This is a genomic window from Motiliproteus sp., from assembly GCF_965230735.1.
GTDB lineage: Bacteria > Pseudomonadota > Gammaproteobacteria > Pseudomonadales > Balneatricaceae > Motiliproteus.
Genome location: NZ_OZ246016.1, coordinates 1,156,476 through 1,170,855 on the forward strand (window position 1 = coordinate 1,156,476; position 14,380 = coordinate 1,170,855).

The 14,380-nt window shown below is 56.2% G+C and carries 10 protein-coding genes and 3 tRNA genes; all 13 read left to right on the top strand.

Going from position 1 to position 14,380, the window contains the following annotated elements:
• The first annotated feature begins 1 nt into the window (after position 1).
• The 13 genes from ACO05M_RS05445 (at position 2) to rpsL (ending at position 14,266) form a co-directional block, all read left to right on the top strand.
• Positions 2 to 76 (top strand) — tRNA-Gly (locus tag ACO05M_RS05445).
• Positions 77 to 110: 34 nt separating this feature from the next.
• A tRNA-Thr gene (locus ACO05M_RS05450) sits at positions 111 to 185 on the top strand.
• A 102-nt stretch (positions 186 to 287) separates the two neighbouring features.
• Positions 288 to 1,511, top strand: a complete 1,224-nt coding sequence (gene tuf / locus ACO05M_RS05455) for an elongation factor Tu (RefSeq protein WP_421868679.1) — start codon at positions 288 to 290, stop codon at positions 1,509 to 1,511.
• Positions 1,512 to 1,567: 56 nt separating this feature from the next.
• Positions 1,568 to 1,643, top strand: a tRNA-Trp gene (locus ACO05M_RS05460).
• Positions 1,644 to 1,736: 93 nt separating this feature from the next.
• Complete coding sequence (secE, locus tag ACO05M_RS05465; protein ID WP_114697282.1) at positions 1,737 to 2,105, top strand: preprotein translocase subunit SecE; 369 nt, start codon at positions 1,737 to 1,739, stop codon at positions 2,103 to 2,105.
• A 12-nt stretch (positions 2,106 to 2,117) separates the two neighbouring features.
• Positions 2,118 to 2,660 (top strand): transcription termination/antitermination protein NusG, encoded by a 543-nt coding sequence (nusG, locus tag ACO05M_RS05470; RefSeq protein WP_114697281.1) that lies wholly within the window; start codon positions 2,118 to 2,120, stop codon positions 2,658 to 2,660.
• Between the two features lie 134 nt (positions 2,661 to 2,794).
• Positions 2,795 to 3,229: a 50S ribosomal protein L11 gene (gene rplK, locus ACO05M_RS05475; protein ID WP_114697280.1), complete on the top strand. Its 435-nt coding sequence runs from the start codon at positions 2,795 to 2,797 to the stop codon at positions 3,227 to 3,229.
• On the top strand, positions 3,229 to 3,924 hold the full coding sequence (rplA, locus tag ACO05M_RS05480) for a 50S ribosomal protein L1 (protein WP_421868682.1): 696 nt from the start codon (positions 3,229 to 3,231) through the stop codon (positions 3,922 to 3,924). The genes rplK and rplA overlap by 1 nt, the downstream gene beginning before the upstream one ends.
• A 294-nt stretch (positions 3,925 to 4,218) precedes the next feature.
• Positions 4,219 to 4,713 carry a 50S ribosomal protein L10 gene (rplJ, locus tag ACO05M_RS05485; RefSeq protein WP_421868684.1) on the top strand — a complete coding sequence of 165 codons (495 nt, stop codon included), beginning with the start codon at positions 4,219 to 4,221 and terminating at the stop codon, positions 4,711 to 4,713.
• Positions 4,714 to 4,777: 64 nt separating this feature from the next.
• Positions 4,778 to 5,149: a 50S ribosomal protein L7/L12 gene (gene rplL, locus ACO05M_RS05490; protein WP_421868686.1), complete on the top strand. Its 372-nt coding sequence runs from the start codon at positions 4,778 to 4,780 to the stop codon at positions 5,147 to 5,149.
• 180 nt (positions 5,150 to 5,329) lie between these two features.
• Complete coding sequence (gene rpoB / locus ACO05M_RS05495; RefSeq protein WP_421868687.1) at positions 5,330 to 9,409, top strand: DNA-directed RNA polymerase subunit beta; 4,080 nt, start codon at positions 5,330 to 5,332, stop codon at positions 9,407 to 9,409.
• 65 nt (positions 9,410 to 9,474) lie between these two features.
• On the top strand, positions 9,475 to 13,719 hold the full coding sequence (gene rpoC, locus ACO05M_RS05500) for a DNA-directed RNA polymerase subunit beta' (protein WP_421868689.1): 4,245 nt from the start codon (positions 9,475 to 9,477) through the stop codon (positions 13,717 to 13,719).
• 175 nt (positions 13,720 to 13,894) lie between these two features.
• Positions 13,895 to 14,266, top strand: a complete 372-nt coding sequence (rpsL, locus tag ACO05M_RS05505) for a 30S ribosomal protein S12 (protein ID WP_114697275.1) — start codon at positions 13,895 to 13,897, stop codon at positions 14,264 to 14,266.
• The last annotated feature ends 114 nt before the right edge of the window (positions 14,267 to 14,380 follow it).

A 14,380-nucleotide genomic window follows, 5' to 3' on the forward strand; every position in this document is an offset into this window, starting at 1 on the left:
TGCGGGTATGGTATAATGGCTATTACCTCAGCCTTCCAAGCTGATGATGCGGGTTCGATTCCCGCTACCCGCTCCAACATAGTTGTAAAACGTTGTTGGTTATGAAATGTGCTCCAGTAGCTCAGGGGTAGAGCACACCCTTGGTAAGGGTGAGGTCGGCGGTTCAATTCCGCCCTGGAGCTCCATTTCATAGGCAATAATCAAAGAAGGGCAGATATAGCGATATATCTGCCCTTTGTTGCATTCAAGGATGCAGCGTCAATTGGTCCATCTGATGGGAGATAGCAATGGCTAAGGAAACTTTTGAGCGTACGAAACCCCATGTCAACGTTGGTACTATCGGCCACGTTGACCATGGTAAAACTACTCTGACCGCTGCACTGACTCGCGTATGCGCCGAAGTATTCGGTGGTGAAGCTGTTGCTTTCGACGGCATCGACAATGCTCCGGAAGAGCGTGAGCGTGGTATCACCATCGCTACCTCTCACGTAGAGTACGATTCCCACGACCGTCACTACGCCCACGTTGACTGCCCCGGCCACGCCGACTACGTCAAGAACATGATCACCGGTGCTGCTCAGATGGACGGCGCGATCCTGGTATGTGGCGCCACTGACGGCCCGATGCCTCAGACTCGTGAGCACATCCTGCTGTCTCGTCAGGTAGGTGTACCGTACATCGTTGTATTCCTGAACAAAGCTGACCTGCTGGCCGAAGATTGCGGCGGCGCTGACAGCGAAGAATACGCCGAGATGCTGGAACTGGTCGAAATGGAACTGCGCGACCTGCTGTCCGAGTACGACTTCCCGGGCGACGACACTCCGATCATCCCGGGTTCTGCCCTGATGGCTCTGAACGGCGAAGACGACAACGAAATGGGTACCACTGCGGTTAAGACCCTGGTTGAGACCCTGGACAGCTACATCCCTGAGCCGGAGCGTGCGATCGACGGTGCGTTCATCATGCCGATCGAAGACGTATTCTCCATCCAGGGTCGTGGTACCGTTGTTACCGGTCGTGTTGAGCGCGGTATCGTCAAGGTTGGTGAAGAAGTTGAAATCGTCGGCATCAAGGAAACCACCAAGACTACCTGTACTGGTGTTGAAATGTTCCGCAAGCTGCTGGACGAAGGCCGTGCCGGTGAGAACGTAGGTGTTCTGCTGCGTGGTACCAAGCGTGACGAAGTTGAGCGTGGTCAGGTTCTGGCTGCTCCGGGTTCTATCACTCCTCACACTCACTTCGAAGCTGAAGTTTACGTGCTGGGTAAAGATGAAGGTGGTCGTCACACGCCGTTCTTCAATGGCTACCGTCCGCAGTTCTACTTCCGTACTACCGACGTGACCGGCTCTTGTAAGCTGCCTGACGGTGTTGAGATGGTTATGCCGGGCGATAACGTCCAGATGACCGTTAATCTGATCGCTCCGATCGCGATGGACGAAGGTCTGCGCTTCGCGATCCGTGAAGGTGGTCGTACCGTTGGTGCTGGCGTTGTAGCCAAAATCATCGAGTAATATCTTCTTGTTGCAAAGCTGAAGGGGGGCGGATATAATCTGCTCCCCTTTGTGACAGGCCAGTGGCTCAATTGGCAGAGCAGCGGTCTCCAAAACCGCAGGTTGGGGGTTCGAGTCCCTCCTGGCCTGCCAACTTAACTTTCTGAAATATTTAAAGTTAAGTTGGCAACTTGTCTTAAGGTTGATAGGTCTATCAGCTCCGTCTGTCTTTAGAGGCTCCATCACATGAACGCAAAAGCGGATTCAACTGATTCCAAGTTTGATTCTGTGAAATGGCTTGTTGTTACGCTGCTGGTTGCGGTGGGTGTGGCAGGCAATTCCTACTACTCAGAAGAGTCGCTGTTATATCGCGTTCTGGCGCTGTTGGCGCTGGCGCTGGCGGCAGGTTTTGTTGCTTTTCAGACCGCCAAAGGTAAGGCGTTCTTTGATCTATTCAAAGAAGCCAAAGTTGAGATTCGTAAAGTCGTCTGGCCGACTCGCCAGGAGACGACGCAGACAACCGCTATCGTGGTTGTGGTTGTGCTGCTTGTGGGGCTGGCGCTCTGGGCGATTGATTCGCTGCTGAGTTGGCTGGTTTCCGGGATTATTGGTTAAGGGGTTCTCGCTGTGGCGAAGCGTTGGTATGTCGTACACGCGTATTCGGGTTACGAAAAGCGCGTCATGCAATCCTTGAAAGAGCGTGTTGAGCTGGAGGGGATGCAGGACGACTTCGGTGAGATTCTGGTTCCGACCGAAGAGGTCGTTGAAATGCGTAACGGCCAGAAACGTAAGTCTGAGCGCAAATTCTACCCCGGTTACGTGTTGGTGCAGATGGAGCTTAATGATGCGTCCTGGCACCTGGTAAAAGGTACGCCGCGTGTGATGGGCTTTATCGGTGAAGATCCGAAAAATCCCGGTCGTGTTGCGCCGATTACCGAAAAAGAAGCCGATGCGATTCTTCAGCGTGTCGAGGCGGGTGTGGATCAGCCGCGTCCGAAGACCATGTTTGAAGCGGGTGAAATGGTTCGGGTTATCGATGGGCCGTTTGCAGACTTCAATGGTGTGGTCGAAGAGGTTAACTACGAGAAGAGTCGTCTGCAGGTTGCAGTGCTGATCTTCGGTCGTTCAACTCCGGTTGAGTTGGAATTCAGTCAGGTCGAAAAAGACTAAGACTGAGCACAGGATTTAGGCAGTGAGAGGGTGGGAGCCTTCTCGCTGCTTTGTTGTAGCTGGCGTTTCTGTTGCGAATCGCCGGTGAATTAACGGGGAGCCGTCAGGCGTTTGAACCCATTTGAGGAAAAATCATGGCTAAGAAAGTCGAAGCTTATATCAAGCTGCAGGTAGGTGCCGGTAAGGCCAACCCAAGTCCGCCCGTTGGTCCGGCTCTGGGTCAGCACGGCGTTAACATCATGGAATTCTGTAAGGCCTTTAACGCGGCTACCCAGGGTATGGAAGCGGGTCTTCCGGTTCCGGTTGTTATCACCGTATACGCCGATCGCAGCTTTACTTTCGTCACCAAGACTCCGCCGGCAGCGGTTCTGCTGCTGAAGGCCGCTGGCCTGAAGAGCGGTTCTGGTCGTCCGAACACCGAGAAAGTTGGCACCGTTAATCGTGCGCAACTGGAAGAGATCGCTACCACCAAGATGGCTGACCTGACTGCGTCTGACATGGATGCAGCGGTACGCACCATTGCGGGTACTGCCCGTAGCATGGGTCTGAACGTGGAGGGTGTAGAGTAATGGCTAAGTTGACTAAGCGCGCCAAGGCGATCGCCGAGAAGGTAGAAGCAGGTAAGCAGTACGACATCGTTGAAGCAGTAAACCTGCTGTCCGAACTGTCCACTGTTAAGTTCAAAGAGTCCATCGAAATCGCCGTCAACCTGGGTGTTGATCCGCGTAAATCTGATCAGGTTGTTCGTGGCGCTTCCGTACTGCCGAACGGTACTGGTAAAGATGTACGCGTTGCTGTTTTCGCCCAGGGCGAAAATGCTGAGAAAGCAACCGCAGCCGGTGCTGACGTCGTTGGCTTCGAAGATCTGGCCGAGTCCATCAAGGGCGGTGATCTGAACTTCGACGTTGTTATCGCAACTCCGGATGCGATGCGTGTTGTTGGCCAGCTGGGCACCATCCTGGGTCCGCGCGGTCTGATGCCTAACCCGAAGGTTGGCACCGTAACTCCGGACGTTGAGACTGCGGTCAAGAACGCCAAGGCCGGTCAGGTTCGTTTCCGTACCGACAAGAACGGCATCATTCACGGCGCCGTTGGCAAGGTTGGTTTCGAAGCGGCTGCGGTTAAGCAGAACATCGAAGCGCTGGTTGCTGATCTGAAGAAGATGAAGCCGGCTTCGTCCAAGGGTGTCTACTTCAAGAAGATCACTCTTTCTACCACCATGGGCCCGGGCCTGCTGGTAGACCAGGCTAGCCTGGAAATGTAATTCACGCGCCGGATACAAATTCGGCGTGCAAAACGAACTTTGGGGTCTTGGTGATCTGTTTGCATGATTTGCTTGCAGAGATCCAGGGCCGTCAAAGACCGCAGGTGGGAGGGCTTGTCTCTCCCTTAATGCATCCCTAGGGACGCCTGCGCAGATGGTGACCCGATTCAGAATTTTTACTGGATCCAACACCGACTCAGTCCCCGTCGACTTGTGCGATCGGGGGGAAGGTAACAGAACCGAGATCGGCTGTTTTCAGCCTGATTAATCGGTTTGAATCCAGGAGTACCACTAGTGGCACTAGGACTCGAAGACAAAAAAGCGATCGTCGCTGAAGTCCAGGAAGCTGCTCAGAGCGCTTTGTCTGCCGTGGTTGCTGATTCGCGCGGTGTAACCGTTGCGGATATGACAGAACTGCGTAAGCAGGCTCGTGAGAACGGAGTGTGGCTGCGTGTTGTGCGTAACACTCTGGCTCGCCGTGCACTCGAAGGCACCGATTATGCCTGCCTGAACGAGAACTTCGTCGGCCCGAGCATCATCGCTTTCTCCAACGAACACCCGGGCGCCGGTGCGCGCATCCTGAAGGCGTTCGCTAAAGAGAACGACAAGCTCGAGCTCAAGGCAGCCGCCTTCGAAGGTGATCAAGTATCCGTCGACGTACTGGCAAGCCTGCCGACTTACGACGAAGCGATCGCCAAGCTGATGAGCGTTATGCAGGAAGCTTCTGCTGGCAAGCTGGTCCGCACCATTGCGGCCGTTCGCGATCAGAAAGAATCAGAAGCCGCTTAATTTTAGGCTGGCTAATACAAGTTTTTATGAGCACATCGTGCTCTCGTAATATCAGGATTGAATCATGTCTCTGACTAAAGAAGATATCATCAACGCAATCGCCGAAATGTCCGTTATGGACGTTGCTGAGCTGGTTTCCGCCATGGAAGAGAAGTTCGGCGTATCTGCCGCTGCTGCTGTTGTAGCTGCTCCGGGAGCTGACGCTGGCGCCGCTGCTGAAGAGAAGACCGAGTTCGACGTAATTCTGACCGCTGCTGGCGACAAGAAAGTTAACGTCATCAAGGCCGTACGTGCTGCTACCGGTCTGGGCCTGAAAGAAGCTAAGGGCGTTGTTGACGGCGCTCCGGCTCCTGTTAAGGAAGGCGTTAGCAAGGAAGAAGCTGAAGAGCTGCAGAAGGCTCTGGAAGAAGCTGGCGCCTCTGTTGAAGTTAAGTAATAACTTCACGCCTATGGCGTTAGCTGCGTAATGTCGATTGCGCACATGGCCGGTGACCCAAGTCACCGGCCTTTTTGCCGTTATATCTGGGCTGTTTTTACCCGATAACGGTTGCTGGCAGAGAGCCGACTTCGCTCTTCTGCCCTATGTTTGATTCGGTGCACAAGCTGGGGAATGCTGATGGCTTACACGTTCACAGAGAAAAAACGTATCCGAAAGGATTTCGGTAAATTGCCTCACGTTATGGATGTGCCTTACCTGCTGGCCATTCAGATCGATTCGTACCGCAAGTTTTTACAGACTGGTGCGGCATCAGCAGAAGATAAAAAAGAAGTTGGGCTGCATGCAGCATTCAACTCCGTATTTCCGATTACCTCTTATTCAGGCAACGCAGCGTTAGAATACGCCGGCTATCGTCTGGGTGAGCCCGCCTTTGACGTGAAAGAGTGTCAGCTGCGTGGCGTTACCTATGCCGCGCCGCTGCGGGTCAAGGTTCGCTTGGTAATCTACGATCGCGACTCTTCCACGAAAGCGATCAAAGATATCAAGGAACAGGAAGTCTACATGGGCGAAATGCCCCTGATGACTGATAACGGTACCTTCGTCATCAACGGTACCGAACGTGTTATTGTTTCTCAGCTGCACCGTTCTCCGGGTGTGTTCTTCGACCACGACAAGGGCAAGACTCACTCCTCCGGTAAGCTGCTCTACTCCGCCCGTGTGATTCCTTACCGTGGCTCCTGGCTGGATTTCGAATTCGATCCGAAGGACAACGTTTTTGTTCGGATCGACCGTCGCCGCAAGCTGCCGGCGAGCATCCTGATGCGTGCGCTTGGGATGACCACTCAGGAAATCCTGGACACCTTCTTCGACACCGACAGCTACACCCTGGCCGATGGCAGTGCCAAGCTGGCGCTGGTTGCCGCGCGTCTGCGTGGTGAAACGGCGACCTTCGACCTGAAGGATGGCAGCGGTAAGGTGCTGGTCGAGGCTGGTCGCCGGATCACGGCGCGTCATATCCGTGATCTGGAAAAAGCCAAGGTCACCGAGCTGGAAGTTCCGGCTGAATTCCTGACCGGTAAGGTGATCGCCCGGGACGTTGTGCACCCGTCTACCGGCGAGATCGTTGCCGAGGCCAACGCTGAGATTACCGAAGAGATAATCGAAGCGCTGCACAGCGCCGGCGTCGAAAGCTTCGAGACGCTGTACGTTAATGAACTGGATTGCGGTCCGTTCATCTCCGATACCCTGCGGATCGATCCGACCCAGAACCAGCTGGAAGCGCTGGTCGAGATCTACCGCATGATGCGTCCGGGCGAGCCGCCGACCAAAGAGTCTGCCGAAGGCCTGTTCGAAAACCTGTTCTTCAGCCTGGATCGCTACGACCTGTCCGAAGTCGGTCGGATGAAGTTCAACCGTCGCTTGGACCGCGAAGAAGTCACCGGCCCGGGTACCCTGGACCGTGACGATATCCTGGAGGTCCTGAAGACCCTGATCGATATTCGTAACGGTAAAGGCATCGTCGATGATATCGACCACCTGGGTAACCGTCGTGTCCGTTCCGTCGGTGAGATGGCCGAGAACCAGTTCCGTGTCGGTCTGGTCCGGGTTGAGCGCGCCGTACGTGAACGTCTGTCGATGGCTGAGTCCGATGGTCTGATGCCGCAGGATCTGATCAACGCCAAGCCGGTTGCGGCGGCGGTGAAAGAGTTCTTCGGTTCCAGCCAGCTGTCCCAGTTTATGGACCAGAATAACCCGCTGTCGGAAGTTACCCACAAACGCCGTGTTTCGGCCCTGGGCCCGGGCGGTCTGACCCGTGAGCGTGCCGGCTTTGAAGTGCGTGACGTACACGCCACCCACTACGGTCGTGTTTGTCCGATCGAGACCCCGGAAGGTCCGAACATCGGTCTGATCAACTCGCTGGCAACCTATGCCCGTACCAACCACTACGGCTTCCTTGAGAGCCCGTACCGTAAAGTGGTTGACGGCGTGGTTACCGACGATATCGAATACCTGTCCGCGATCGACGAAGCCAAGCACTACGTGGCTCAGGCCAGTGCGGCCGTCGATGACAAAGGTCACCTGATCGACGATCTGGTTACCGTTCGTCACATGAACGAAACCACCGTGGCACCGCCCGAGAAAGTTACCCTAATGGACGTTTCACCGCGTCAGGTTGTCTCGATCGCGGCCTCGCTGATCCCGTTCCTGGAGCACGATGATGCGAACCGAGCCCTGATGGGATCGAACATGCAACGTCAGGCGGTTCCGACTCTGAAGGCCCAGAAGCCGCTGGTCGGTACCGGTATGGAGCGCAACGTTGCTCGTGACTCCGGTGTGTGTGTGGTTGCCAACCGTGGCGGTGAGATTGAATCCGTCGACGCCGGTCGTATCGTTGTCCGTGTCCGTGACGACGAAGTGATCGCCGGTGAAGCGGGTGTGGATATCTACAACCTGACCAAGTACGTGCGTTCTAACCAGAACACCTGCATCAACCAGCGTCCGCTGGTGAAAGTGGGTGATCAGGTTTCCCGCGGCGACATCATGGCCGACGGCCCGTCAGTCGACATGGGTGAGCTGGCCCTGGGTCAGAACATGCGGATCGCGTTCATGCCCTGGAACGGCTACAACTTCGAGGATTCCATCCTGATCTCGGAGCGTGTGGTCCAGGAAGATCGCTTTACCACCATTCACATTCAGGAGCTGACCTGTGTCGCCCGTGACACCAAACTGGGTTCTGAAGAGATTACTTCCGATATCCCGAACGTCGGTGAAGGCGCGCTGGGCAAGCTGGACGAGTCCGGTGTTGTCTACATCGGTGCCGAAGTCGGCCCGGGTGACATCCTGGTCGGTAAGGTCACGCCGAAGGGCGAGACTCAGCTGACGCCGGAAGAGAAGCTGCTGCGTGCGATCTTCGGCGAGAAGGCCTCAGACGTTAAGGACACCTCGCTGCGGGTTAAGACCGGCACCAAGGGTACCGTTATCGACGTTCAGGTCTTCACCCGTGACGGCGTTGAGAAAGACGCCCGTGCGATCCAGATCGAAGAGGAGCAGCTGTCTTCTATTCGTAAGGACTTGAACGACGAATTCCGCATCGTTGAAGGCGCGACCTTCGAGCGTCTGCAGAAAGCCCTGGTCGGTGTTAAAGCCGACGGCGGTGCCGGCCTGAAGAAAGGTGAAGAGATCACCGAAGCCTTCCTGGCTGAGCTGCCGAAGTCCGACTGGTTCAAGATTCGTGTCAGCGATGAAGCCCTGACCGAGCAGCTTGAGCGTGCCCAGCAGCAGCTGGTTGAGCGTCGTCAGCAGCTGGACGAGAAGTACGAAGACAAGAAGCGCAAGCTGCAGCAGGGTGATGACCTGGCACCGGGCGTTCTGAAGATCGTCAAGGTCTACGTCGCCGTTAAGCGTCGCGTCCAGCCGGGTGACAAGATGGCTGGTCGTCACGGTAACAAGGGTGTTATCTCCGCGATCATGCCGGTCGAAGATATGCCTTACGACGAAAACGGTCAGCCGGTCGACATCGTACTGAACCCGCTGGGTGTACCGTCGCGGATGAACGTTGGTCAGGTACTGGAAACTCACTTTGGCGCTGCCGCCAAGGGCCTGGGTGATCGAATCAACGAAATGCTGGAAGCACAGGCCAAGGTGGCTGAGCTGCGCAAGTTGTTGGACGAGATCTACAACGTTTCCGGTGGCGGTCGTAAAGAAGATCTGGCGTCGATGTCCGACGAGGAAGTTCTGGAACTTTGCGCCAACCTGCGCATGGGTGTGCCGATGGCAACCCCGGCGTTCGACGGTGCCAAGGAATCCGAGATCAAAGAGCTGCTGCGTCTGGCAGGCCTGAACGACAGCGGTCAGCGTACCCTGTTCGACGGCCGTACCGGTGACGCCTTCGACCGTCCGGTGACTGTCGGCTACATGTACATGCTGAAGCTGAACCACCTGGTCGACGACAAGATGCACGCACGTTCTACCGGTTCCTACAGCCTGGTTACTCAGCAGCCGCTGGGTGGTAAGGCGCAGTTCGGTGGTCAGCGTTTCGGGGAGATGGAAGTCTGGGCGCTGGAAGCCTACGGCGCCGCCTACACCCTGCAGGAGATGCTGACCGTCAAGTCGGACGACGTGAACGGCCGGACCAAGATGTACAAGAACATCGTGGACGGCGACCATCGGATGGAGCCGGGCATGCCCGAGTCCTTCAACGTACTGGTCAAAGAGATCCGTTCGCTGGGTATCGATATCGAACTGGAAAACGAATAAGCAGTTATCACTTGGACCGGGGCAGGCCAACGCCCCGGTCGATAACTCCGTGAGGAGCGCCGACGATGAAAGATTTGCTTAACCTGTTGAAGTCTCAGACGCAGACCAACGAATTCGATTCCATTCGAATTGGTCTGGCTTCCCCTGAGATGATCCGCTCTTGGTCCTTTGGTGAGGTCAAGAAGCCGGAAACCATTAACTACCGGACCTTCAAGCCTGAGCGTGAAGGTCTGTTCTGTGCCAAGATCTTTGGCCCGGTCAAAGACTACGAGTGTCTGTGTGGCAAGTACAAGCGCCTCAAGCACCGTGGTGTTATCTGTGAAAAGTGTGGTGTTGAAGTTGCACTGGCCAAGGTGCGTCGTGAGCGCATGGGTCACATCGAGCTGGCCAGCCCGGTTGCCCACATCTGGTTCCTGAAGTCACTGCCGAGCCGTATCGGCCTGCTGCTGGACATGACACTGCGCGATATCGAGCGGGTCCTGTACTTCGAATCCTTCGTGGTGATCGAGCCGGGTATGACTACCCTGGAGCGCGGTCAGCTGCTGAACGATGAAGAGTACTTCGAATCACTGGAAGAGTTTGGTGACGAGTTCGAAGCCAAGATGGGGGCCGAGGCGATCCAGGCACTGCTGAAGGATCTGGACATGGACGGCGAGATCGCCACCATGCGTGAAGAGATCCCGAACACCAACTCTGAAACCAAGATCAAGAAGATCTCCAAGCGGCTGAAGCTGATGGAAGCCTTTGTCGCTTCCGGCAACAAGCCCGAGTGGATGATCATGGAAGTGCTGCCGGTTCTGCCGCCGGATCTGCGTCCGCTGGTACCGCTGGATGGAGGCCGTTTTGCGACTTCCGACCTGAACGATCTGTACCGTCGGGTTATCAACCGTAACAACCGTCTGAAGCGCCTGCTGGAGCTGTCTGCTCCGGATATCATCGTCCGTAACGAGAAGCGGATGCTGCAGGAAGCGGTCGACGCGCTGCTGGATAACGGTCGTCGTGGCCGTGCCATCACCGGCTCCAACAAGCGCCCGCTGAAATCCCTGGCCGACATGATCAAGGGTAAGCAGGGGCGTTTCCGTCAGAACCTGCTGGGTAAGCGTGTTGACTACTCCGGTCGTTCGGTAATCGTAGTAGGCCCCTACCTGCGTCTGCATCAGTGCGGTCTGCCAAAGAAGATGGCGCTGGAACTGTTCAAGCCGTTTATCTTCTCCAAGCTGGAACTGCGCGGCCTGGCCACCACCATCAAGGCGGCCAAGAAGATGGTCGAGCGCGAGACTGCCGAGGTTTGGGATATCCTGGCCGAAGTCATCCGCGAGCATCCGGTGATGCTGAACCGGGCACCGACTCTGCACCGTCTGGGTATCCAGGCATTCGAGCCGGTTCTGATCGAAGGTAAAGCGATCCAGCTGCACCCGCTGGTCTGTGCCGCCTATAACGCTGACTTCGACGGCGACCAGATGGCGGTACACGTACCGCTGACCCTGGAAGCCCAACTCGAAGCCCGTGCGTTGATGATGTCCACCAACAACGTACTGTCTCCGGCCAACGGCGAGCCGATCATCGTACCGTCACAGGACGTGGTGCTGGGTCTGTACTTCATGACCCGTGAGAAAGCCAGCGCCAAGGGTGAAGGCATGGCCTTCGCCGATATTGCCGAAGCCAGTCGCGCCTATGGCGCCAAGCAGGTTGACCTGCAGGCCAAGGTGAAGGTGCGTATCTCGCAGAAAGTCCGTGATATCCACGGTGGCGAAAGCGAATCCACCAGCATCATCGAGACCACCGTTGGTCGTGCGCTGCTGTTCGAAATTGTTCCTGAAGGTCTGTCGTTCGAGCTGGTTAACCAGCCGATGAAGAAGAAGGCGATCTCCCGCCTGATCAACGAAGCCTACCGTCGTTGTGGTCTGAAAGATGCGGTTATCTTCGCTGACCAACTGATGTACATGGGCTTTGCTTATGCGACCCGCTCCGGTGCTTCCGTCGGTGTTAACGATTTCGTTATCCCGGACCTGAAGAAAGAGATCATCGACGAGGCGGAAGCCGAAGTTAAAGAGATCGAATCTCAGTACGCCGACGGCCTGGTAACCCAGGGCGAGAAATACAACAAGGTGATTGACCTTTGGTCCCGTGCCAACGAGAAGGTCACCGAAGCGATGATGGACGATCTGAAGGTTGACGACGTCATCGACGCCGATGGCAATCAGGTATTGGGTGAAGACGGTAAGCCGAAGACCCAGGAGTCCTTCAATTCCGTTTACATGATGGCCGACTCCGGCGCCCGGGGTAGTGTTGCCCAGATGCGTCAGTTGGGCGGTATGCGTGGTCTGATGGCCAAGCCGGACGGCTCGATCATCGAGACGCCGATCACCGCAAACTTCCGTGAAGGTCTGAACGTACTGCAGTACTTCATCTCGACCCACGGTGCTCGTAAGGGTCTGGCCGATACCGCTCTGAAGACCGCGAACTCCGGTTACCTGACCCGTCGTCTGGTCGATGTGGCTCAGGATCTGGTTATCACCGAGCATGACTGTGGCACCGACCGCGGTGTGATCATGGCGCCGATGATCGAAGGCGGCGACGTGACCGTACCGTTGGGCGATCGTGTGCTGGGTCGAGTTGTTGCAGATGATGTGATTGATCCGTCCAGCAATGAAACGCTGATTCCGGCCGGTACCCTGATCGATGAATCCTGGGTTGTCCGTCTGGAGACCGACGAGCAACTGTCCTCCATCGACGAGATCAAGGTTCGCTCGGCGATCACCTGTGAAACCCGTCACGGTGTTTGTTCTAGCTGTTACGGCCGTGATCTGGGTCGTGGGCACCTGGTCAACATCGGTGAAGCGGTTGGTGTTATCGCTGCCCAGTCGATCGGTGAGCCGGGTACCCAGCTCACCATGCGGACCTTCCACATCGGTGGTGCGGCATCGCGGGCTGCTGCGGTAGACAGCATCCAGGTTAAGAACGGCGGTGAGATCCGTCTGCACAACCTCAAGTTCGTAGAGAAGAAGGACGGCACCCTGGTGGCGACCTCCCGTTCCGGCGAGCTGGGTGTAACCGACGAGCACGGTCGTGAGCGCGAGCGTTACAAGCTGCCGTACGGTTCTGTGATCAAGGTTAAGGATGGCGATACCGTCAACGCTGGCGACATCGTGGCCAACTGGGATCCGCACACCCACCCGATCATCTCTGAAGTCGCCGGTAAGGTTGTCTTCACCGGTATGGAAGAGGGCATCACGGTCAATAAGAAGACCGATGAACTGACCGGTCTGACCTCGATCGAGGTGATGGATCCGGCTGCACGTCCGGCTGCCGGTAAAGACCTGCGTCCGATGGTCAGCTTCGTTGATGCCTCCGGCACCGAACTGTGCCACCCGGGTACCGACAGCCCCGCTCAGTACATGATGCCGGGTGAAGCGGTACTGAACATCGACGACGGCGGTGCCGTTGAAGTCGGTGACGTCATCGCCCGTATTCCGATGGAAGGCGCGGCGAACAAGGACATCACCGGTGGTCTGCCCCGTGTTGCCGACCTGTTCGAAGCCCGTAAGCCGAAAGAGCCGTCTATCCTGGCGGAGATCTCCGGTACCATCTCCTTCGGTAAGGAGACCAAGGGTAAGAAGCGTCTGGTTATCACCCCGACCGATGGAGCAGATCCGTATGAGGTTCTGATCCACAAGTGGCGTAACCTGAACGTGTTCGAAGGTGAGCATGTAGAGAAGGGTGAAGTTATCTCCGACGGTCCGTCCAACCCGCACGATATCCTGCGGATCCTGGGCGTCGAGGAGCTGGCCAAGTACATTACTTCCGAGATTCAGGACGTTTACCGTCTGCAAGGCGTTGTGATCAACGATAAGCACATCGAAGTTATCGTTCGTCAGATGCTGCGCAAGGTCGATGTCACCAGCGGTGGCGATACTTCGCTGATCAAAGGTGACCAGGTCGAATACACCCAGGCGCTGGAAGAGAACGAGAAGGCCCAGGGCGAAGACAAGATGCCGGCGCAGTACGAACGCGTTCTGCTGGGTATCACCAAGGCCTCGCTGGCAACCGAATCCTTCATCTCGGCGGCTTCGTTCCAGGAGACCACCCGGGTACTGACCGAAGGTGCGGTAACCGGTAAGCGTGATTCGCTGCGCGGTCTGAAAGAGAACGTCGTTGTGGGTCGTTTGATCCCGGCCGGTACCGGTCTGGCGTACCACTCAGAGCGTAAACGTAAGCGTCACGAAGCAGCACTGGATTCCGGTTCTGCCACCGTGAGCGCCGAAGATATCCAGGCGGCACTGGCCGAGGCTCTGAACTCGGAAGGCTGATCGCCATAAAAATTCAACACTCGGGCCGCTGGCATCGATGATGCTGGCGGTCTGTGTTGACACTGGTGGGCGAGGTGATTAAAATTTCGCCCCTTCGTTGGCAGGATGCGGTTGTGTCCTGTCTTTTTGTATGTGCTTTTAGAGGCAACTCTAGTAAAGCGTGGAGTTAAGCTGAATGGCTACTATTAACCAACTGGTTCGTAAGCCGCGTAAGCGCAAAGTCGCTAAGAGCGACGTACCTGCTCTGCAGGCATGTCCTCAGCGTCGTGGCGTTTGTACCCGGGTTTACACCACTACCCCGAAGAAGCCGAACTCGGCCCTGCGGAAGGTATGTCGTGTACGCCTGACCAACGGCTATGAAGTGACTTCCTACATCGGTGGTGAAGGTCACAACTTGCAGGAACACTCTGTTGTTCTGATCCGTGGCGGTCGTGTTAAGGACCTGCCTGGTGTGCGTTATCACACCGTTCGCGGTGCACTGGATACTTCTGGTGTTTCCGATCGTAAGCAAGGTCGTTCCAAGTACGGTGCCAAGCGTCCGAAGTAATCACTCTCGATTACAGACCGCTTGACACTGTACCGCTGTAGCCTTGCGCTACCGGACATTGTTAACGATAAGAGTAAGGTCGGGCCTTTATGCGTTGTGTAGGTGCCCGGACTA

Coding starts and splice junctions, on each gene's coding strand:
- tuf (WP_421868679.1), top strand. CDS start 288: ATGGCTAAGGAAACTTTTGAGCGTACGAAACCCCATGTCAACGTTGGT.
- secE (WP_114697282.1), top strand. CDS start 1,737: ATGAACGCAAAAGCGGATTCAACTGATTCCAAGTTTGATTCTGTGAAA.
- rplK (WP_114697280.1), top strand. CDS start 2,795: ATGGCTAAGAAAGTCGAAGCTTATATCAAGCTGCAGGTAGGTGCCGGT.
- rplA (WP_421868682.1), top strand. CDS start 3,229: ATGGCTAAGTTGACTAAGCGCGCCAAGGCGATCGCCGAGAAGGTAGAA.
- rplL (WP_421868686.1), top strand. CDS start 4,778: ATGTCTCTGACTAAAGAAGATATCATCAACGCAATCGCCGAAATGTCC.
- rpoB (WP_421868687.1), top strand. CDS start 5,330: ATGGCTTACACGTTCACAGAGAAAAAACGTATCCGAAAGGATTTCGGT.
- rpoC (WP_421868689.1), top strand. CDS start 9,475: ATGAAAGATTTGCTTAACCTGTTGAAGTCTCAGACGCAGACCAACGAA.
- rpsL (WP_114697275.1), top strand. CDS start 13,895: ATGGCTACTATTAACCAACTGGTTCGTAAGCCGCGTAAGCGCAAAGTC.